12 protein-coding genes are annotated in these 22,421 nt (G+C 36.0%); all 12 read left to right on the top strand.

The window, feature by feature from the left end; translation table 11 throughout:
* Positions 1–574 precede the first annotated feature (574 nt).
* The 12 genes from J7574_RS20725 to J7574_RS20670 all read left to right on the top strand — a co-directional run bounded on the left by J7574_RS20725 (position 575) and on the right by J7574_RS20670 (position 22,136).
* Positions 575–3,583: a TonB-dependent receptor gene (locus J7574_RS20725; RefSeq protein WP_290973332.1), complete on the top strand. Its 3,009-nt coding sequence runs from the start codon at positions 575–577 to the stop codon at positions 3,581–3,583.
* A 12-nt stretch (positions 3,584–3,595) separates the two neighbouring features.
* Positions 3,596–5,089, top strand: a complete 1,494-nt coding sequence (locus J7574_RS20720; protein ID WP_290973329.1) for a RagB/SusD family nutrient uptake outer membrane protein — start codon at positions 3,596–3,598, stop codon at positions 5,087–5,089.
* Positions 5,090–5,244: 155 nt separating this feature from the next.
* Complete coding sequence (locus J7574_RS20715; RefSeq protein ID WP_290973327.1) at positions 5,245–6,207, top strand: glycoside hydrolase family 43 protein; 963 nt, start codon at positions 5,245–5,247, stop codon at positions 6,205–6,207.
* A 49-nt stretch (positions 6,208–6,256) separates the two neighbouring features.
* Positions 6,257–7,555, top strand: coding sequence for a glycosyl hydrolase family 8 (locus tag J7574_RS20710; protein WP_290973324.1), 1,299 nt, complete (start codon positions 6,257–6,259; stop codon positions 7,553–7,555).
* A gap of 18 nt (positions 7,556–7,573) precedes the next feature.
* Positions 7,574–8,686 carry an alpha/beta hydrolase-fold protein gene (locus J7574_RS20705; RefSeq protein ID WP_290973321.1) on the top strand — a complete coding sequence of 371 codons (1,113 nt, stop codon included), beginning with the start codon at positions 7,574–7,576 and terminating at the stop codon, positions 8,684–8,686.
* Between the two features lie 40 nt (positions 8,687–8,726).
* Positions 8,727–9,896 (top strand): alpha/beta hydrolase-fold protein, encoded by a 1,170-nt coding sequence (locus J7574_RS20700; protein WP_290973318.1) that lies wholly within the window; start codon positions 8,727–8,729, stop codon positions 9,894–9,896.
* Between the two features lie 280 nt (positions 9,897–10,176).
* Positions 10,177–12,858 carry a T9SS type A sorting domain-containing protein gene (locus J7574_RS20695; RefSeq protein ID WP_290973316.1) on the top strand — a complete coding sequence of 894 codons (2,682 nt, stop codon included), beginning with the start codon at positions 10,177–10,179 and terminating at the stop codon, positions 12,856–12,858.
* Positions 12,859–13,203: 345 nt separating this feature from the next.
* Positions 13,204–15,255 carry an alpha-galactosidase gene (locus J7574_RS20690; RefSeq protein ID WP_290973313.1) on the top strand — a complete coding sequence of 684 codons (2,052 nt, stop codon included), beginning with the start codon at positions 13,204–13,206 and terminating at the stop codon, positions 15,253–15,255.
* A gap of 10 nt (positions 15,256–15,265) precedes the next feature.
* Positions 15,266–17,230, top strand: a complete 1,965-nt coding sequence (locus tag J7574_RS20685) for a sialate O-acetylesterase (protein ID WP_290973310.1) — start codon at positions 15,266–15,268, stop codon at positions 17,228–17,230.
* An 18-nt stretch (positions 17,231–17,248) separates the two neighbouring features.
* Positions 17,249–19,453: an alpha-galactosidase gene (locus J7574_RS20680; protein ID WP_290973308.1), complete on the top strand. Its 2,205-nt coding sequence runs from the start codon at positions 17,249–17,251 to the stop codon at positions 19,451–19,453.
* Between the two features lie 70 nt (positions 19,454–19,523).
* Entirely contained in the window at positions 19,524–20,540 is a 1,017-nt protein-coding gene (locus tag J7574_RS20675; protein WP_290973305.1) for a GntR family transcriptional regulator, read from the top strand.
* A 3-nt stretch (positions 20,541–20,543) separates the two neighbouring features.
* Positions 20,544–22,136 (top strand): solute:sodium symporter family transporter, encoded by a 1,593-nt coding sequence (locus J7574_RS20670; protein WP_290973302.1) that lies wholly within the window; start codon positions 20,544–20,546, stop codon positions 22,134–22,136.
* Positions 22,137–22,421 lie beyond the last annotated feature (285 nt).

The following is a 22,421-nucleotide window of genomic DNA, read 5'->3' as shown; positions in this document are numbered from 1 at the left end:
TCTTACTATATTTTTATAGCCCGATGCAATTGCATCGGGCTTTTTTTTTGGAAATGCAATTTATGCTTAAAAAATAGGTTTCTTATAGCAACCGATTGTTATTTTGTCTTTTTTAACTTGTTGTCAGCTCAAAATTGGTATAAGATAAATTGCAAAACGATGTATTTTAACTAGTTTTAGTAAATTTTTACTTATGTTTTTGGAATTTTTAGGAATTTTATTTGGTTTTTTTAATATTATATTTTTTGTATAAAATTGGTCAGTTGGCTACCGAATTATTATTTTTTATTTTTAAAATTATTTTCAAAATGCATAATTTTTAATTTTAGTGATGAAAAAATATTTTTAATGTTTTTATTTCTATAGTTTTTTGAGTTTTTTTTAAATAAAATACAAAGCAACCGATTGTTTTATTAGTTGTTTTTTTATATTTGTTGTACTATGTTTTAGATCTAATTGATTTCATATTAAAAAGGTCTTTTTACAATATAAACTGAATTCAACATACAAATGAACCCTTTACTAAATTAAAACAAAACCATTAACTATTTAAACCAAACAAAAAACAATTAATATGAAGTTAAAGCTCAAAATTGCACTAATCGGACTGCTGTTAGTTGGCAGTCATAGTATAATGGCACAATCAAAGACCATTCATGGCGTGATTACCGACCCTTCGGGATTTCCGTTGCCGGGTGCCAGTGTTAATGTAGAAGGTACGCAAAATAGCGCATCGACAGATTTTGACGGTAAATACTCTTTAAAAGGAGTTAATCCTACCGATAAAATAACGTATTCTTATGTTGGTTTAGTTTCACAGACTATTACTGTAGGAGAAAGAAGCTCGATCAATGTAACTCTTGTTCAAAATACCCAAAATTTAAATGAAGTTGTTGTAGCCTACGGTACTCAAAAACGAGCGAAGGTTACAGGAGCGATTTCTACGGTAAGCTCAAAAGATATTGCCGCAGTGCCTATCACCAATGCAGAATCTGCTTTACAAGGACGTGCTGCAGGGGTTACAGTGGTAAATGGTGCGCCTGGTTCTAATCCTACCGTAAGCATTCGTGGACTAGCAACAATGGGAAATAGTGCTCCTTTATACGTAATTGATGGAGTTTTAACTGGAAATCTTTCTGGATTAAGCCCTAATGACATCGAGAGCATCTCGGTTTTGAAAGATGCTTCTACAACCGCTTTATACGGTTCTAAAGCTTTTAATGGTGTTGTTATGGTGACCACTAAAAAAGGTAAAAAAGGCCCAGGTCAGTTAAACTTTAGCACTTACGTTGGTGGACAGGAAGTGACAAAACGATATAGTGTTTTAAATACGCAGCAATATTTGCAATACGCTAAAGATTTAGGAAGCGATTTAACAGCAAGAGCTGCAGAGTTTGGAAATATCAATACCAACTGGCAAGATCAGATTTTTCAAACAGGAGTTATGCAGGATTACAACCTAAGTTTTTCAAATGGTACAGAGACTTCAACAGGACGCTATTCTGCAGAATATATGAAACAGGACGGAGCTATTATAAATACAGGTTTCGAACGTTATTCTTTTAGAGCCAATAATACACAGGATATTGGAAAGCTAAAAATAGGAAGCAATATGGGAGTTTCTTTCAGTACTATTAATCCAGAGCGTAGCTCAGGAGGAAGAACTTTACTTGAGCATGCCATTAAAATGGCTCCGTATTTCCCAATTTATAATGAAAACAGTTTGGGAGGTTATCAAGGTCCTAGTGCAATTGATGGGAATGATGCTGAAAACCCAGTGCGTGTTGCTAATTTAGGATATCAAAAAATTAACAACCTGTCTATTATCGGGAATATTTACGCAGAATTGGAAATCTACAAAGGATTGAAATTCAGATCGCAAGTTTCCTTAGATTACTTTACAAGTAAAGACCATACTTTTATTCCAAGCTTTCAGGATGGCTCTTATCACAAACAAGCATTTTCTTCAACAAATGAAACAAATACTCAAGGACAAACTATCGTTTTCGATAATAGTCTAACGTATAAAACGACTATTGCTCAAAAGCACAACCTTGAAGTATTGGGAGTTATTACTAAAATTGACGGAAAAGGACAAAGTTTAGCGGCAGGTAGTAAATACTATATTTCAAACGAAATTGATCAGTTAAGATATAACGAGGGAAGTTTAGGATCTGCTAATTATGAAGAAAAAAACTTAGGATATATTGCTCGTATCAACTATGATTATGATGGTAAATATCTTTTAGCAGTTTCAGGACGTAGAGATGCATCTTCTCGTTTTGGGGCAAATAACCGTTGGGGGAATTTCTACTCAGTGGCTTTAGGTTGGAATATTGCGAAAGAAAACTTTATGCAAAATTCTATTTTCAGCACCTTAAAACTAAGAGCTAGTACTGGAACAACAGGAAACGATAGAATAGACAACTATCAATACAGCGCTACCTTATTGGCAAACTACAATTATCCAATTGGAGGAGAAAATGCACCAGGTGTTTCTTTAGGTGTTGCGGCTAATCCGGACTTGAAATGGGAGTCAAAACTAGATAGAAATATTGGTGTTGATTTCGGTTTATTTGATGATGCCTTAACAGGTTCGTTTGAATATTTCAATAATAAAAGTAGCGATATTCTTTTTGCAGTTCCTCTTGCTGCTTCTGTTGGATCTGCAGGCGGCGGAACTCAAATTCAAAATATTGCAGACGTAAAAGTAAGCGGTTTTGAAGTTTCTATTGGTTACAATGACAGAAAAGGTGACTTTACATGGTCTGCAGTAGCAAATTTAGGAACAAGTAAAAATGAAGTGGTTGGTTTAGCGCCTGGAGTGACTAGCGTATTAGGAGGTCCTTCTGCAAGAGCAGGTTTAGAAAATTTCTCTAGATTAGAAGTAGGGCAGCCATTATTCTATTTTTATGGATACCAGACTAATGGAATTTACCAAAATCAGGCAGAAGTAGATGCTGTTTTTGGACCAGGTCAAACGGCTATAAAACCAGGTGATATTAAAATTGTAGATCGCGATGGTAATAAAGTGATCAATTCAGATGATAAAACAAACATCGGAAATCCGTACCCTGATTTTACTTATGGTTTAAACCTAACTGCAGCATATAAAAACTTTGATTTCAATTGCTTTATCACAGGAGTTGCAGGAAACGATATTTATAATGCAAATACTTTTGACCTGAAAGGAATGAACCGTTTGTTTAACGCCAGCACAGATGTTTTAGACAGAGCTAATGTTGTAAATGGAGTTGTTACTAATCCTTCAGCTACATTGCCAAGAGCACAAGGGGCAGATATCAACTGGTCATCTGCCAACCAACGTTATATTGAAGATGGTTCTTTCACAAGATTAAAAAACATCGCAATAGGATATACATTGACAGGAGATGCTTTTAAGAGTTATTTCTCAAAAGCGAGATTCTACTTAAGTGCGCAAAACCTTGTTACAATTACAAAATACTCTGGTTTAGATCCAGAAATTGCAAGAGCAGATGGTAATGCAAATTCAGCAGGTATCGATTTAGGAAGATATCCACAGCCAAAATCGGTAATTTTTGGAATTGATGTTACATTTTAATATTTAAAGACGATGAAAAAAATTAAATATATACTTATAGTACTGTCTGGAGCTTTAACTCTAACTTCATGTGACAGTAGCGAATTAGAATTGACTAATCCCAATACTTTATCGCCTGAAACTTTCTTTAAAACTGAAACGCAGGTGCAGTCTGCCGTAAATGCTTCGTATGCAAATCTTCAGACGAGAGGACTTTATGGAAGAAATCTTTTCTTCGCCATGGACCTTATGGGGCATGATGCTTTAGGAAATCCGCAGTTGGAAGGTAACAAGAAACCTTTTCAGGATTTTTCTTTTAATGCAGGAAATGATATTATTCAATACTATTGGGAATCTTGTTACACAGGAATATCCAGAGCCAATTTTGTGCTGGATAACGAGCCTAAAATCAATGCCCTTCCAAATAGTGTTTTGTCTCAGGAAAGAAAAAACAAATATTTAGGAGAAGCTCATTTTTTAAGAGCTTACTATTATTTCCTATTAGTAAGACGCTTTGGCGATTTGCCAATTTATAAAACAGGTACTATTGTAGGAAATGCAAGAAGCCCTAAAGCAGAAGTATATGCCTTGATTGAAGAGGATTTGGTATTTGCAACACAAAATCTATTGCCAAAAGGATCAGAATCAGCAGGAAGAGCCAATAAAGAAGCGGCTTATGCGCAATTGGGTAAAGTATTATTGTACCAAAAGAAATACGACGAAGCTTTAGCAGCTTTAAATAATGTGACGGGTTACAGCCTTGAAGACAAAGGTAATTTTTACAACAACTTCATGGAAGAAACAGAACATGGCAAAGAGTCGATTTTTGAAATCGAGTTTGACGAAAAAAATGGAACGGGTGATCAATGGGGAGCTGTTGGAGATAGCAGCGGAACTGGTTTTGATGAGTCAACACTTAGAGGTCAAGAGTACGGAAACCTTAGCTGGTACAACGTTTATCCATCAGATAATCTTCTAGATTCTTATGAGGTTGGAGATAACCGTTTCGGAGATACTTTTTATGTTCCTGGTTCAACTTATTTAAAAGGAACTAAGGTAATGATTCCAAGCAATTTTACTACTTCAGCTGGTATTAGAAGAGCAGGATGGAAAAAATATCAAAACTATTACAATAGAGAAGATGAGGCAACTCGATCAAGCATCAACTTTAAAGTAATGCGTTATGCAGATGTATTGCTTATGAAAGCAGAATGCGAAAACCAAAGAAATGGCGGTTCGCAGACAGCAGCCATAGCTTATATTAAAGAAGTACGCGATAGAGCAAACCTGACAACTACTATTGCGCCAACAAAAGATGCAGTTTTTGCCGCAATCGTTCACGAACGTCAAGTAGAATTTGCAGGAGAACAATCTCGTTTTGATGATCTTATAAGATGGGGTCTGGCAAGTACAGTATTGCAAGGCACAGGTTTTACTCCTGGCAAAAGTGAATTATGGCCTATACCAAATAGAGAAACATCTTCTAATCCTAAAATAAAACCAAGCGATAACAATCCTGGTTATTAAGATAATTAAATTTTGGTTAGTTTAAGTTAAGTCAAGTTAAGTTAAGTTAGTTTTTTGTAAACAGCGCATTTTACTGCGCTGTTTATTGTTTAGAGCAATACAATCAAAGAAAAAACAGATTGCATTTTCGAATCATTTAATTAAATCAAACAAAAATGAAGAATACAGGCAAAATTTTATTTGTGCTCTTATGCAATTTATTTGCAGTACATACAGAAGCGCAAAATCCTATTATCAAAGATATTTTTACTGCCGATCCAGCTCCTCTAGTGCATAAAGGTACTTTGTATTTGTACACAGGCCATGATGTAGCCACTCAGGAAGACACCAATTATAAAATGTCTGATTGGCACGTGTTTTCTACCACAAATATGAAAGATTGGAAAGATCACGGAGCATTGCTTTCGCCTAGCACATTTTCTTGGGCAACAGGCGATGCATATGCTGCTCAGTGTATAGAAAGAGACGGGAAATTCTATTGGTTTGTTTCTACATTTCATAAAAAAGATGAAGCAAGCCAAGGTGGTGCGGCAATTGGTGTTGCAGTTTCAGACAGTCCGATAGGGCCTTTTAAAGATGCAATTGGAAAAGCGCTCATTACAAACGAAATGACAACAGATATGAAATACGGTTGGGACGATATTGACCCAACAGTATTTATAGATGACGATGGACAAGCCTACATGTTTTGGGGAAATGGAAGTTGCAAATCGGTAAAGCTTAAAAAAAATATGATAGAGTTAGATGGAGCGATCACCACTTTCAAACCTAAAAATTATATTGAAGGCCCGTGGGTTTACAAAAGAAAAGGACTTTATTATCTCGTATATGCTAGTGCGGGCACAAAACCAGAAATGATAGAATACTGCACTGCAAAAAACATTGCTGGACCTTGGAACTATCAAGGAATTATTCAAGAAAATGTACAGAATAGTTTTACTACACACCCCGGTATTATTGACTATAAAGGCAAGTCGTACTTTTTTTATCATAACGGAAGTTTGCCAACGGGAGGCAGTTACAGACGTTCAATTTGCGTAGACTATATGCAGTACAATAAAGACGGAACCATCAAAAAAATAGTGCAGACTGCCGAAGGTGTAAGCGCTGTAAAATAAACTTCATTTTGTTTTTTCTGATGAATAATTAATATTTAAACAGATAAATATGATTGCATATAAAAAAAAATCAAACCGATATTTAATTGCAGTTTCGGCTTCGGTACTAATGGTCCTGCTCGCTGCGCCAATTTCGGTTATGGGACAGAAGAAAAAGAAAACAGCAAAAACAGAAGCTGAAAGACCCCAATACCGAAATCTTTTTAAAGAAGCGGGCTATAGCCAAGATGAAATAGACAAAAAAGTGGCCAAAGCCTATTTTGATATTTTTGAAGGGCCAAATAAAGTATATTTTGAAGAAGGAGATGCTCTAGGATATGTCTCTGATGTTAAAAATAAAGATGCCCGTACCGAAGGAATGTCGTACGGAATGATGATTGCCGTTCAGCTCAATAAAAAAGAAGTTTTTGATCGTCTTTGGCGTTGGTCTGTAAAATACATGCAGCATCAAGATGGGCCAAGAGAAGGTTATTTTGCTTGGAGCGTAAATCCGTTTACTAAAAAGCAAAACTCTCCAGGATCTGCTTCAGATGGCGAATTGTATTATGTAACCAGCCTTCTTTTTGCTTCCAACAAATGGGGAAACGCGACAGGAATAGACTACTACAAAGAAGCCAGAAAAATACTGGATGCCATGTGGAAAAAAGACGGAACTGGCAAAGTGCATAATATTATAAATACCGAACACAAACAGATTTCATTTGTGCCAGAGGGCGGAGGCTATAATTGGACAGATCCTTCTTATCATGTTCCTGCTTTCTACGAAATATGGGCATTGTATGCTAAAGATGGCCACGAACAATTCTATAAAGAATGTGCAGAAGTTTCGCGTAATTTTTTGCATAAAGCTTGCCATCCTGTAACAGGTCTGAATTCAGATTATACCGAATTTACTGGCGAACCGCACCCAACACCTTGGATGCCTGCTGGATTTCGTTACGATTCATGGCGCGTGCCTATGAATGTGGCAATGGATTACACTTGGTACGGAAAAGATAAAAAATGGCAGGAAGAATATGCAAAACGATTTCAAAATTTTCTTCGATCTAAAGGATTGGACAAATTTGAGGATCAGTTTAATCTAGATGGTTCAACCCCAGATTTTATTCTTCAAGCAGGCCCTGTTAAAAAACTCAGACATTCCATTGGTTTAGTAGCCACTTCAGCCACTGCATCATTAGTCAATCCCGATAAGGAGAGTTTAGATTTTGTTCACGCAATCTGGAATGCAAAACTCGAGCCTTATGAAGACGGTTACTTTGATCCATACTATGATGGACTAATGTATCTTTTTAGCCTAATGCATCTAAGCGGAAAATATCAAATTATTGTTCCAGAAGTAAAATAACTTTTTAAACACAAAATTATGAAACAGTATAGCATTATTATCGTATTAGTATTATCAGGAGTCATGAGTTTTGCTCAAAACACGACTACGATTACCGAAGATTTTAAACCTTCAGCGCTTAATCAGCCAGGGCAGGAATATCCAAAAGTTAATTCTCAGGGTTATGCACGATTTCAAATTGCAGCTCCCGAAGCAAAATCTGTTGTAGTAAGCCTTGGGCTGGGCGGAGCCAAAGGCGGAACCGTTCTTACAAAAGATCAGGACGGCTATTGGAAAGGTACGACAGAAGGCGCAATGGACGAAGGTTTTCATTATTATCATGTAACTATTGACGGCGGAGTTTTTAATGATCCGGGTGCGCTTAACTTTTACGGATCGACACGCTGGGAAAGCGGGATCGAAATTCCAGCGCATGATCTAGATTTCTTTGCTTTGAAGAATGTTCCGCACGGAAATGTGCAACAGATTCTTTTTCCTTCAAAAAGCACTAATACCTCACGCAGAGCTTTTGTATATACTCCGCCTTCTTATCATAAAGATAAAGACAAAAAGTATCCAGTTTTGTATCTGCAGCACGGCTGGGGAGAAGATGAAACGGCTTGGAGCAATCAAGGGCGTGTTAACTTAATTATGGATAATTTAATTGCAGAAGGCAAAATAAAACCGTTCATTATCGTCATGACATACGGAATGACAAACGAAGTTAAATATGGAGGTTTGGCAAGTTTTAAAATAGAGCCATTTCAAACGGTTCTCATAGACGAATTAATTCCTTATATCGATTCAAATTTCCGTACCATTTCCAACCAAGCAAATCGTGCTATGGCTGGCTTATCAATGGGCGGAATGGAAACGCATTCTATTACTCTAAATAAACCAGATGTTTTTTCGCATTACGCACTCTTAAGCGGTGGCACTTATAAACCGGAAGAAATTAAGGACAAGTCAAAAGTAAAACTGATTTTTATAAGCTGTGGCAGCCGCGAAAGACCAGAATCGGTAAAATCTGCGGTAAAAACGCTTAAAGAGGCTGGATTTAATGCCTTTTCTTATGTTTCTGAAAATACAGCCCATGAATTTTTGACTTGGCGCAGAAGCTTCAAAGAATTAGCTCCGCTTTTGTTTCAATAACATTGATTTTGCATAAAGACAATCAACAAAAAAGTAAAGTATGAGACTATCTATTATCGCAGGTATTGCAATTGTCAATTTGTGTTTTCAGTCAGTAAATGCTCAATCAGAGCAGTCTATAGCAGAAGATTTTAAGCCTTCATCGGTAAATCAGCCAGAAAAAATATTTCCTCAGGTCAATTCGCAAAGACGTGTTCGTACCAGTATTGCTGCGCCAAACGCAAACAAAGTGCAGCTAGATATTGGCGGTGTAAAATACGACATGAAAAAAGATGACAAGGGAATTTGGACAGGCGAATCGAATCCGCAAGATGAAGGATTTCATTATTATCAGTTAAATATCGATGGCGCTTCCGTTCCAGATCCAGGAAGTCTTTATTTTTATGGTGCAGGAAGATGGGGGAGCGGTATAGAAATTCCTTCAACCGATCAAGATTTTTTCGCTTTAAAAAATGTTCCTCATGGTCTTGTAAGTGAAAATATCTATTTCTCAAAACTGACTAATACTTTTAGACGTTGTTTTGTATATACTCCAGACGGTTATAATGAAAATACAAAAACACGTTATCCCGTTCTTTATTTGCAGCACGGAAGTTTTGAAGACGAAACAGGCTGGTCATCGCAAGGAAAAGCAAACCTTATTTTAGATAATCTGATTGCTTCAAAGAAAGCAGTTCCGATGATTATTGTAATGGACAATGGGTATGCTTATAAAGATCAAAACAATGAGACATCGGATAAAAATAAGCCAAAAGAATCCATTTTTGAAGAAGTGCTTATCAAAGAAGTAATTCCGATGATTGATGCGAAGTTCCGCACCATTCCCAAACGAGAAAATAGAGCTATTGCCGGTCTTTCAATGGGAGCCAATCAGACCATGAGAATTATGATGAATCATTTGGATACTTTTTCTTATTATGGCGGATTCAGCGGTACGGCAAATTATCCAAATTCAGATGCTATAAATGTTTCATTGTTTTTAGATGGAAAATATAAAGACGGAAATGCACTAAACAAGCAGTTTAAACTTTTCTGGCTCGGATTAGGAACCAAAGAACCTGTTCCTTTTCCTAAATCGGTTGGTGCATTTCGCAATATGTTAGACCAGCAGGGCATCAAATACGAATATTACGAATCGCCAGAAACAGCTCACGAATGGCTTACATGGCGCAGATGCTTGAATGAATTTGCTTCTAAGTTGTTCAAGTAAATAGTAAAATTTTTGCTATATAAAAAATGCTGTAAAGAAGTATGTGCCTAATAGCGTAATTATTCTATGATTTAATTGCATGTTTTTGAGAAGTATGCAAAAAACGAAAAAGCCTTTAAACATCTTCTTTTTAAAGGCTTTTTTGATTTTTAAGGTGTCTTCTGTCGTTGGTGTAAAATAATTAAATCATCTGATTTTTAATGTTATACAGAATAAATTTATTATTATTGTAGTATAGTACAGAATAGTACTAAATCTTACTAACTAATAATAAATAATTATGCAAGAAAAAATTACAAAAGAAAAAGTATGGGCAAAAAGCCTGCTGACTTTAATGCTATTTTTATTAACGATTTACAGCTGGAGTCAGAGTTACGAATTTGAAAACGGCACCCGTACAGGAAATGCTGACATACAAAACTGCGATTCCTGCTCAGGAAAAATTGTGGGTAATTTAGGAGGCACAGGCAGTGTCTCGGTAAATGTAAATGTGGCCGCGACTGGCTGGTACAATCTGCAACTGTTTTATTGTACAGGAGATCCGCGTGCAATTCGGCTGACTGCGGGTTCTGCTGCAGCTATTGCGATTCCTTGTGAACCAAGTGGAGGATGGAGTACAGCAGCCTCCAAAAATATAAGCGTTTATTTGAATAGCGGTACAACGACTTTACTTTGGGATAATACAAACTCCTGGGCTCCCAATCTCGATAAATTTATTTTGACACCTCTAGCGGCTGGGACTAACCAAACCATTGCTTTTGGAACCAATAATAGTATCGTTTACAATTTAACCAATAAAACGTATAGTATAAAATTTAATGGCGCAACTGTAATCAGCAATGCCTCTGCCTATGCAAATAGCGATCAGCAGTATGTCAGCAATAACTTTGCTTCGGCGGTTTATACTTCGCAATCATTTACCGATAATGTGGGAAGCGGAACCAAACACATCTTTACTTTGAGCGGAAATTATGCGCTTGGAATGCAGCAGATTTTTTATACGTATACCAATAAAAATTACTTGGCTGTACAAGTGGTGCTAACAGGAAATGGGTCAAACTGTTATAAAATGTCTCCTTTAACGAGTAATCAGGTCACACCAAATTTTGGAACGGGAGATACCAGAGCTGTATTTGTTCCTTATGATAATGATGCCTGGATTCGCTATAATGCCTATACTTTAAATTCAGCTGATTTTACAGCTTCAGAAGTGACGAATATCTACAATAACACCAATCGAAAAGGTTTGGTAATTGGCTCTTTGGAACATACAAAATGGAAAACAGGCGTTACAGTAAGCGGCGGTGGTTCTTCATCAGCTTATGTTTCGGTTATTGCGGGTTGGACAAAACAAGATATAACCCGCGATGCAAGAGGACATGGCTGGGTGAATGTAGGGCAGACCAGTTGTCCTTCTCCAAAAGTAATGATTAATGCCACAGACGACTGGAGAACAGGATTTGAGGAATTTGCGCAAGCAAATGCCGCCATGCAGCCCAAATATATTTTTGACTGGACAGCACCAAAACCAATTGGCTGGAACAGTTGGGGAGCTATGCAAACCAATGTCAACTTAACGAAAGCTAAAGCAGTTGTGGATTTTTTTCATGATGACTGTCCTGCATTTAAAACTCAAGACAACACTTTATATATTGATTTGGATTCGTATTGGGATAATATGAGCGATACCGAGCTGGCACAATTTGTTACTTATGCAAAAAATAAAGGGTATAAGGCCGGAATCTATTGGGCTCCTTTTGTAGATTGGGGAAAATACAATCGTCAAGTCGAAGGAAGTTCCTATATGTATAATCAGTGTTGGACAAAAGTGAACGGAAATCCATTAGAATTGGATGGCGCTTATGCCATGGATCCGACAAGTCCGGGAACCAAAGCAAGAATTCACTATTTTATAAATCGTTTCAAAACTGCAGGATTCGAAATGATAAAAATTGACTTTTTAACGCACGCGAGTATTGAAGCAGATAGTTTTGCCAATAATCAGCTACACACAGGTATGGAAGCGTATCAGGAAGGAATGAAATACTTGGTTGATGAAATTGGAGGCACAATGTTGGTTCAGGCTGCAATATCTCCTAATTTGGCTACTGGTCCTTTTGCGCACGTAAGACGTATAGCGTGCGATGCCTACACCAATATAAATGAAACAGATTATACGTTGAACAGTACAACTTACGGCTGGTGGCAAAATCAAATTTATGATTATATAGATGCCGACCACGTTGTTTTTGGCACTGCTTCAATAGGACAAAATCGTGCTAGATTATTAAGCAGCGTGGTTACAGGAACGGTAATTACAGGGGATGATTTCTCTGCTGCAGGTCAGTGGAAAACGACTGCTCAGAATCTGTTGCAAAATAATGATGTAATGAATGTTGCCCGTAACGAGCTGCACTTTATTCCTGCCGATGGAAATACAGGAAATAATGCTGCAAATGTATTTTCTGCGACACACAACAATGTTACTTATGTAGCGGTTTTTAATTACGGAAGCACGGCAACAACCAATACTATTAGTCTGAGCCGTCTAGGACTTGGATCTGGAAATTATACGGTTAAAGAACTTTATTCGGGAGCGACAAGTACTGCTCAAAGCTCATTAAGTGTCCAATTGCCTCAGGCCGATGCGGCTATTTATGCGATTACAAATGCAGGAGTATTAAGTATGCCAAGTTACAATTGGCCAACTGCTTCTACTAATTATGTTTTTCCTAATCCGGCTTCAAATAGCATTAGAATTAAATTTGATCAGAAAATCAATGGCAATGCGGCAATTTCATTATATGACATAAGTGGCAAAGAAGTTTGGAAAACCTCTACGACTATTGAAGATATGATTAGTTCAGAAATACCAGTAAGTGGACTTATAAAAGGTATATATATGGTGAAAGTAAAAGCACCTGGATATCCAACGCAAAATTTTAGATTTGTTAAGAACTAAAAAGTCTAAAAAACTTTCAGAAATCCCGATTTTCACATTAGCTGAAAATCGGGTTTTTTTATGGAAGCGTTTTAGAATATTAAAATGGTAATTTTTGATTTACAATTTTTTTGAGATACATATTTTTAGTTAGTTTTTGGAGATAATGTTACGATTATTGTCAAAATGACTATTTTGAAGAAAAAAAATCAAATGCAACTTTAGTAGCTTTGTGCGTTGATTTGTAGATGTTTATGTTTTTAATGATGAAAAAAATAAGCACTATTTATTGTAATATTCTTGCAGGGTAAATTTTAATTCGTATCATTGTAGTATAGAATAGTATAATAACCAAAAACAAAATTGATGAAACCACATTGTTTATTAGTAAAAAAACTGTTTTTGTCTGGTATAATGATGCTCTTTTTTAGTCCGTTTATGCAGGCACAGAAAAGTATAAAAATAACTTTTGGAAAAAATGGAGCTATTAATTATGATGCTAAAAATAAAACAATAGCAGTAAGCCAGTCAGGTAAAAATATTTTTTCTGGAGCTACAGCTTCAGTTGTTGTTAATGGCAAAACAATTTCTATCAATGATTATCCAGAAGCCGTTTTATCAAAAGAAGCTTTTACTGATAATTTAGGAAAAGGAACAAAATACATTCTAACATACAAGGATAAAAACAATCCGACTGTAATTCAAAATTTCTTCACCTATAATAATCAATCTTATTTTATAACTCAAATTGAAATTTTAGGAAACCAACAGCAAATAGCGACCAATTATATTGCGCCACTAGATTTAGGAAAAATAGCTTTTGATAAAGTAGAAAATCTGCAAACCGTTTATGTTCCTTATGATAATGATGCTTGGGCGACTTATAATTCTAAAAAATTAGATACAATTTCAAGTAATACAAGTGCAGAAGTTGGAATCGTATTCAATAACACTTCCAGAAATGGTTTTATTGTGGGTTCTTTAGAACATACAGTTTGGAAAAGCGCTGTAAAATCAATCAATAAAAATAAAGTGCCTTTATTCTCGGCTTGGGCAGGTTTTTCTGAAAAAGAGATCACACGAGACAGCATTGCGCATGGTTTGGTAAAAGGAAATAAAGTTTTGTCGCCAAAATTCTTTGTGGGTTATTATTCAGATTGGAGAAATGGAATGGAAGAATATGCTAAAACCAATCGTGTAGTAGAAAAACCGTTTGTTTTTGAATGGAATAAACCAACTCCTGTAGGATGGAACAGTTGGGGTGTTTTGATGGAGAAAATTAATTTTGACAATACTACTAAAGTTGCTGATTTTTTTGCCAATGAAATTCCGCAGTTTCGAGTGGGCAATACTGCTTATATAGATCTTGATTCGTTTTGGGATAATATGGTAAAAGGCGGTTTTACAGGAGATTTCAGTAAACTCAAAGAATTTGCAGATTATTGTAAAAGTAAAGGGTTGGAACCAGGAGCGTATTGGGCGCCTTTTACAGATTGGGGCTGGAAAGACGGACCAAACCGTAAGGCAGAAGGAAGCGATTATACTTTTGGCGAAATGTGGACCAAAACCGGAAATACCTATTTTGATTTTGATGGTGCGCGAGCAATTGATCCAACACATCCTGGTACGCTCAAACGTGTTGATTATGTAATTAATAAACTTAAAGCGTGCGGCTTCAAAATGATTAAAATTGACTTTTTGGGACATGCGGCAGCCGAATCTTCTTCTTTTTATGATAAAAATATCACAACAGGAATGCAGGCTTACAAAGTGGGAATGGAACATTTGGTAAATGCACTGGACGGACAAATGCTTATTTATGCTGCAATTTCTCCAAACATGGCAACTTCTCGTTATGTTCATGTTCGTCGTATTGCATGCGATGCCTGGAAAACCATCGAACAGACTCAGTATACTTTGAATAGCGTGAATTACGGCTGGTGGCAGACTTATTCGTATGATTATATCGATGCCGATCACGTTGTTTTTGCTGATGTTACAGAAGGAGAAAACCGTGCAAGATTAATTTCGGCTATAATTACAGGAACCTTAATTACAGGAGACGATTACAGTAAAGACGGAATTTGGACCAAACGTGCAAAAGAATGGCTTCAAAATAAAGAGTTGCTTAAAATTGTAGCTCATGGAGTGGCTTTTCGTCCGGTAGAAGGAAATACAGGAAAATATACCACCGAAGTTTTTCAGCAGAAAATTGGAAACGATTGGTATGTTGCGGTTTTCAATTATGGAAACGGCGCCAAAAGTTATGCATTGCCATTGGAGAGATTAGATATTCAGAAAGGCAATTATCAAATAGAAGATCTTTTTACTTCTCAAAAAAGTGAAATAAAAGACAATACTTTAAATGCAAATCTTGGTGCTAAAGATGCTCATTTGTATAAAATCATAAAACGATAATAGATTCAGCATGAAAAAATATCTTTTAAATACTATTCTGCTGGCTCTGGTATGGCTTGTTTCGACTACAGCAAATGCCACAGTAACGCTGCCTTCTTTCTTTACAGACAATATGGTTTTGCAGCAAAAAAGCGCAGTTCCGTTTTGGGGAGAAAGCGACCAGAAATCAGTGTCTGTTACCAGTTCGTGGGATAAAAAAACATACAAAACCACTGTTGTAAACGGGAAGTGGAAGGTAGTTTTAAAAACACCTGCTTACGGCGGACCTTATACCATTGCGATAAATGACGGAGAAGCAAAAACACTTCAAAACATTTTAATCGGTGAAGTATGGTTGTGTTCTGGGCAAAGCAATATGGAAATGCCGCTTGAAGGCTGGGGAAAAATTGAGAATTACAAAGAAGAAATTGCAAGCGCCAATTATCCTGAAATTCGATTATTGCAGGCAGAACACGTAGAAAGTACTTTTCCATTACATACACTAAAAGTACAGCACAATGGATGGAATGTATGTGATCCTAAAAACATAGCCGATTTTAGCGCAACCGCTTATTTTTTCGCCAGAAAAATTTACAAAGAAAAAAAGATTCCAATTGGATTAATCCATTCTTCTTGGGGCGGAACATTGATAGAAGCCTGGACAAGTTCTGGAGCGTTAAGTACGATTCATGATTTTGATGCTCAGATTGAAGCGATGAAATCGGAATCAAGCAGAGAAACTTTAGAGAAAAAATACAATGCTGATTTAGCCGTTTGGGAAAAACATCTTACTAGTGCTGATAAGGGATATCAGAACGAAAAAGCAATTTGGGCTTCGGTTGGTTTTGATGATGCTTCATGGAAAACAATGAAAGTTCCTTCTTTTTTCGATAGTAACGGATTAGGAAATTTTGATGGAATTGTCTGGTTTAGAAAAAAGTTTATCATCTTAGATAATAGTAAAGATTTCAACCTAAGTTATTTTGCCGATGATGATGATGTAATTTGGATAAATGGAAATTACATAGGCGAAACAAAAGGATATAATGTAGAACGCCATTATACCATTCCTTCAAAATATTTGAAAAAAGGAGAAAATGTCATTACCGTAAGGGTATATGACGGAGCAGGAAATGGAGGAATTTATGGAGAAGAAAATATCGCTTTAAAATCAGATAAAGAAACGGTTTCATTAGCAGGAGATTGGAAATACAATATTGGTGCAGACAGTAAAGATTTGCCTGCACGACCTTATCTGGCTCAGGGGCAAAACAGGCCAAGTGCAATATACAATGCCATGATTGCGCCTTTGGCAGATTATAAAATAAAGGGAGTAATCTGGTATCAGGGAGAAAGCAATGCAGAAAGAGCCTTTCAATATCAAAAGTTATTTCCGCTGCTTATAAACGATTGGCGAACTCATTTTAAAGACAAGAATCTTCCGTTTTTCTTTGTTCAGTTAGCCAATTACAAACAGCAGAAACCAGAACCGGGAGATTCAGATTGGGCAGAATTAAGAGAAGCGCAATTTTTAGCTTTAAAGCTCCCAAACACAGGAATGGCGGTTACAACAGATATTGGAAACGGAGAAGACATTCATCCAAAAAACAAACAAGATGTGGGTGGTCGTTTGGCGAATATTGCTTTGGCAAAAGTATATAATACCAAAATCGCCTATTCGGGACCGCTTTATAAATCGTATAAAATTGAAAACAAAACCATTGTACTTGATTTTGATTTTAATACTGATATCAAAGCCAAAAATGGCGAACTGAAAGGATTTTCGATTGCAGGAGCTGACCAGAAATTTTATTGGGCAGAACCCAAAATTGTAAACGGAAAAGTGATCGTATATGCGCAGAACGTTCCAAATCCTGTTTCGGTTCGATACAATTGGGCCGATAATCCAAATGGGAATTTAACAAACGCCTCAGGTCTTCCTGCATCGTCCTTCAGAACAGATAATTGGAAAGGAATTACACAAGAAAAGAAGTAAAAAATAATACATAATAAAATGAAAAAACAAAGTATCAATTTAAGGCAGTCTTTTGCGATAGCATTTTTTATTCTCACGAGTTATTGCAGTCCAGTAACAGCACAAGAAATTATAGCTGTAAAAACAAAATCTAATGCATTGGTTTTACAGGTAAATAAAGGTAAAGAAGTAAGCACTATTTATTTAGGAGAAAAACTGGTAAACGATTCAGATTATGCCAAAATACAAGGGCAGTTTCGTCAAGGAACCGATTATTCAGGTATTTATAATGCAGCTTATACCGCTTCTGGATCTAAAAATTTATTAGAACCAGCGATTACCGTAACTCATGCTGACGGAAATACTTCGTTGGATCTATTATATGTAAGCCACAAAACCAATACAATTAGTACAGGAGTTTCTCAAACGGAAATCACATTAAAAGATCCTGTATATCCTGTTGAGGTTCATTTGTTTATTCAGGCGTATTACGATACTGATGTTATTGAGCAATGGACAACGATTCAGCATAACGAAAAGGGAAGCATTACTTTGAACAAATACGCTTCGGCTAATTTGTATTTAAAAGGATATAATAGTTTCTATTTGAACCAATATCATGGTGAATGGGCAAAAGAAATGCAGCCAGAAGAAACGAAACTAACGCACGGAATTAAAACTTTAGATACTAAATTAGGATCTCGCACCAATTTATTCCAGCCTTCAGTATTTATGGTTTCTTTGGATAAACCAGCTTCAGAAGATGAAGGAAAAGTTTTGTTTGCAGGTCTGGAATGGTCAGGCAACTTTAGAACCGATTTAGAATTAGATCCGCTGAATAATCTTCGTGTAATTTCAGGAATTAATAATGCAGCAGCAAATTATAAACTGGCTAAAAGCGAAGTTTTTACAACGCCTAAATTTTGGTACACTTTGTCTTCTAAAGGAAAAGGAAATGCAAGCCGTAATCTGCATGACTGGTCAAGAAATTATAAAATCTTAGACGGAAAAGGCGATCGTTTGACCTTATTAAACAACTGGGAAGCAACATATTTTAATTTTGATGAAGAGAAATTGAAAGTCTTAATTGCTGATAGTAAAAAACTAGGCGTAGACATGTTCTTGCTAGACGACGGATGGTTTGGAAACACGTATCCGCGTAACAATGACGATGCGGCTTTAGGAGATTGGGACGTTAATAAAAAGAAACTGCCAAACGGAATTGGAACTTTAGTAAAAACAGCCAAAGACAACCAAGTAAAATTCGGAATCTGGATAGAGCCAGAAATGGTAAACCCAGCAAGTGATTTGTATAAAAAACATCCGGAATGGGTTGTGAAACAGCCAGGAAGAACAGAACATTATTTCCGTAATCAGCTGGTTTTAGATTTATCAAATCCAAAAGTTCAGGATTTTGTTTATGGAGTGGTAGACCATCTTTTTACCGAAAACCCAGAATTAGCTTATATTAAATGGGATTGTAATGCCGTAATTTACAATGCCTATTCTAATTATTTAAAAGACAAACAAAACAATTTTTATACGGATTATGTAAACGGACTTTATAAAGTATTGGAACGTATTCGTGTAAAATATCCAACAGTACCAATGATGCTTTGTTCTGGCGGCGGTGGAAGAGTAGATTACGGAGCTTTGAAATACTTTACAGAATTCTGGCCAAGTGATAATACAGATCCGTTAGAGCGAGTATACATGCAGTATGAGTATTCGTATTTTTATCCTGCCTTAACTATTGCGGCACACGTTACAGATTGGGGTAAACAGCCTATAAAATACCGTACAGATGTTGCCATGATGGGAAGATTAGGTTTTGATATTGTGGTGAAAGAATTAAACGATAAAGATCTTGCTTTTACTCAACAGGCAATTAAAAACTATCATGCATTGAGCAATACAATCTGGCATGGAGACCAATATCGTCTGCAAAATCCGTGGGGTAATGATGCGGCTTCTGTGATGTTTGTCAATAAAAACGGAAATGAAGGAGTGGTTTTCAGCTATTCGGTTAATTCAAGATATGAAGCTGGAACACATCTTCCAATTAAATTAAAAGGATTGCAAGCGGGTCAAAATTATAAAGTAGAAGAAATAAACGTATATCCAGATAAAAAACCAGTGGTAGAAAGCGCTGTTTATTCAGGAGATTTCTTAATGCAAGTTGGAATCAACCCAAATGTGACGCCATCAAACAGCAGCGTAGTTCTAAAAATTACTAAAGCCTAAACTAAATTATAAACATTAGTATATATTTGTAATACGATATTTTCTAAATAAATACCTATTAAAACGTTTTATGAAGCAAATTATTCAACAGATCAAAAATCTTGAATCTATTAATTCCTTATCTAAACATGAGCAATTGGTTCAGGGAATAATTAATGCGATTGATGAAAAGGTAGTCACAAAAGGTGATTTACTTCCATCTGTAAACACTTTTATAAGCGAACTGGGTTTTGCAAGAGAAACCATTGCAAAAGCATATAAAGAACTTGTTCATAGAGGAATAATCGAATCAAAAAACAGATTGGGTTACTTTGTTGCTACCAATGACGTAAAGCAGGAATTGAAAGTGGCATTGCTGATATTTGCTTTTGATATTTTTCAGGAAACGTTTTATGAGAATTTTAGAAAAGGGCTTGGAAAGAATGTGCAATTGGATATTTTCTTCCATCACAATAATTTTGGAACATTCGAAAACATTGTGCAGAGCATAAAAGGAAAGTACGGAATGTTTGTTATCGCTCCAATTCCGAACAAAAAAACGCCTGCCGTCTTAAAACAGCTGCCTACAAATAGAGTATTGCTGGTAGACCGTTTTATAGAAACAGATGAAGATTACAATTATGTTGCACAAGAGTTTGGAGATTCGTCTTACAATGCTTTTGTGCAGCTTAAAGATAAAATTAAAAAATACGACGAATTGATTTTCTTTTTCAAGCCGTCGTCTGCAGAGCCTAATGAAATTCTAAATTCTTTCAAGAGATTTATGAAAGATTATGATATTAAAGGCGTTATAAAAGAAGAATATACAGCTGGTTCTCTAGAAAAAGGAAAAGTATACTTTACCATTCATAATCTGGAACTTTGGGAAATGCTGAAAGACTCAAAAATAAAAGGGCTGAAAATTGGTAAAGACATTGGCTTTATTTCGCACAACGATGATATTGTAAAAGAAATCATTTTTGACGGTGTAACAACATTTTCTACCGATTTCGCCGAAATGGGGAAAAGAGCAGCTGATTTTGTTTTGAACAGAAAAAAAACACAGGAAATTATACCAACAGTTCTTATCGATAGAAATTCGTTGTAATTTATGAACGTTTTATCCATTGTTAGTTTTTTACTGATAACAGGTTTAGTAGCTATAATTTCGGCACTAAAAACTCGAAAAAAAAAGGTACAGACAACCGATGGACTTTTCTTTGCCGATCATAACAATAATTTCTTTATAGTTGGAGGAGCGTTACTGCTAAGTAATATCAGTGCCAATCAGTTTATAGGCGAAAACGAATCTATTTATACCAATAACATGAGCGTGATAGCATGGGGCGTAAGCTCTGTGCTCGCCATGCTTCTGGTTGCGGAGTTTTTTCTTCCAATCTATTTCCGTACCGGAGCCATGACCATTCCAGATTATCTAGGAAAACGTTATGATGATTCTACTAAAAGGTTGGTTTCGATTATCTTTTTATGCAGTTACATTGTCAATTTGTTGCCTGCCGTTTTATATGGAGGCGCAGTTGCCTTAACCGGAATGTTTAATTTTTTACAGCCTTTAGGATTAACTTATTGGCAAAACATTTGGTTTATGGTTTGGGTAATCGGACTTACCGGTTGCGCTTACTCTGTTTTAGGCGGTCTTCGTGCCATATCTATTAGTGATACCGTTTTAAGTATTGGATTACTGACTATTGGAATCGCTTTTCCTTATTTTGGCTTCAAATTCTTAGGAAATGGAGATTGGTTCAAAGGGCTTCATATTTTACTTTCAGAGCATAAAGAACATTTAAATTCTATTGGCGGACCTCACGATGAGATTCCGCTAACTACCATTTTTACAGGAATGTTTATTATGAACTTGTATTATTGGGGAATGGAACAGTTTATTGTACAGCAGGCTCTTTCGGCAAAGAGTTTATCGCATAGTCAGAAAGGAATGGGATTGGCTTGTTTGGGAAAGTTGCTTTGTCCGTTCATTATTAATATTCCTGGATTAGTTGGAGTGCATCTTTATGATAAATTGGAAAATACAGCTGAAGTTTTTCCGCTTGTTATAAAAGATACATTGCCGGCAGTCATGATTGGTTTAACTGCCGCAGTAGTTTTGGGTGCTGCAATAAGTACTTTTAATGCAGGACTTAATAGTAGCAGTACATTATTTGTGTTGAATCTCTATAAGCCGTGGCTAGAGAAAAGAAACAAAGAAGTAACCGAAAGACATCTGGTTTATACTGGACGTAAATTTGAGATTATTGTTTCGGCTTTGGCAATGTTTTCGGCTCCATTTATCATATTCAGTAAAGCAGGTTTTTATACTTATTTGCAGCAATTAGCGGGTATGTTTTGCGTGCCAATTTTTACCATTATTCTAGTGGGTTTTGTATTTAAAAAAGTACCGCCTCAAGCAGCAAAAATCGGAATGGTATTTTTTATTCTGAGCTATATTATTTTCAATTATATCCTAGATATTCAATTGCACTATTTGCACATGCTGGCTCTGCTATTTGTCCTTACTTCTGTATGCATGTTGCTGGTTTCGAAATTTTATCCCACTTACAGTTATACTGAGATTAAACTGGAATCTCTTGAGCTGGCCCCTTGGAAAAATCGTTATTGGTATTTTGCCCTCTTAATAGCAGGTATGCTGAGTATCTTTGTTTTATTTTCAAAATGGGGCATTGCTTAATTTCCTTTAGCAATGGTATAAAATTCTAAGAATCAGAGAAAATAGGATCTAAATTTTGATAGAGATGCACGGTTGTGCATCTTTTTTTGTTTCAACAAACGAATAAATCCTGCATTTTTTTAGAAATTTTATTTACTGCCTTATGAATCAAATTCATACGATTTTCCTTGTTTTGAGTGCAATACTTGAAATGTTTTGTCTGATATTTCTTTAAATGGATTAATTAACTATTCTCTTTTTCATTTTTATTCCCGTGTATTTGTATTAAAGACGAAATAAATCGCT

The sequence above is a fragment of the Flavobacterium sp. genome, from assembly GCF_017744675.1.
In the GTDB taxonomy this organism is placed as follows: Bacteria; Bacteroidota; Bacteroidia; order Flavobacteriales; family Flavobacteriaceae; genus Flavobacterium.
This window is presented reverse-complemented; position numbering and strand designations above follow the sequence as displayed.

Coding starts and splice junctions, on each gene's coding strand:
- J7574_RS20725 (WP_290973332.1), top strand. CDS start 575: ATGAAGTTAAAGCTCAAAATTGCACTAATCGGACTGCTGTTAGTTGGC.
- J7574_RS20720 (WP_290973329.1), top strand. CDS start 3,596: ATGAAAAAAATTAAATATATACTTATAGTACTGTCTGGAGCTTTAACT.
- J7574_RS20715 (WP_290973327.1), top strand. CDS start 5,245: ATGAAGAATACAGGCAAAATTTTATTTGTGCTCTTATGCAATTTATTT.
- J7574_RS20710 (WP_290973324.1), top strand. CDS start 6,257: ATGATTGCATATAAAAAAAAATCAAACCGATATTTAATTGCAGTTTCG.
- J7574_RS20705 (WP_290973321.1), top strand. CDS start 7,574: ATGAAACAGTATAGCATTATTATCGTATTAGTATTATCAGGAGTCATG.
- J7574_RS20700 (WP_290973318.1), top strand. CDS start 8,727: ATGAGACTATCTATTATCGCAGGTATTGCAATTGTCAATTTGTGTTTT.
- J7574_RS20695 (WP_290973316.1), top strand. CDS start 10,177: ATGCAAGAAAAAATTACAAAAGAAAAAGTATGGGCAAAAAGCCTGCTG.
- J7574_RS20690 (WP_290973313.1), top strand. CDS start 13,204: ATGAAACCACATTGTTTATTAGTAAAAAAACTGTTTTTGTCTGGTATA.
- J7574_RS20685 (WP_290973310.1), top strand. CDS start 15,266: ATGAAAAAATATCTTTTAAATACTATTCTGCTGGCTCTGGTATGGCTT.
- J7574_RS20680 (WP_290973308.1), top strand. CDS start 17,249: ATGAAAAAACAAAGTATCAATTTAAGGCAGTCTTTTGCGATAGCATTT.
- J7574_RS20675 (WP_290973305.1), top strand. CDS start 19,524: ATGAAGCAAATTATTCAACAGATCAAAAATCTTGAATCTATTAATTCC.
- J7574_RS20670 (WP_290973302.1), top strand. CDS start 20,544: ATGAACGTTTTATCCATTGTTAGTTTTTTACTGATAACAGGTTTAGTA.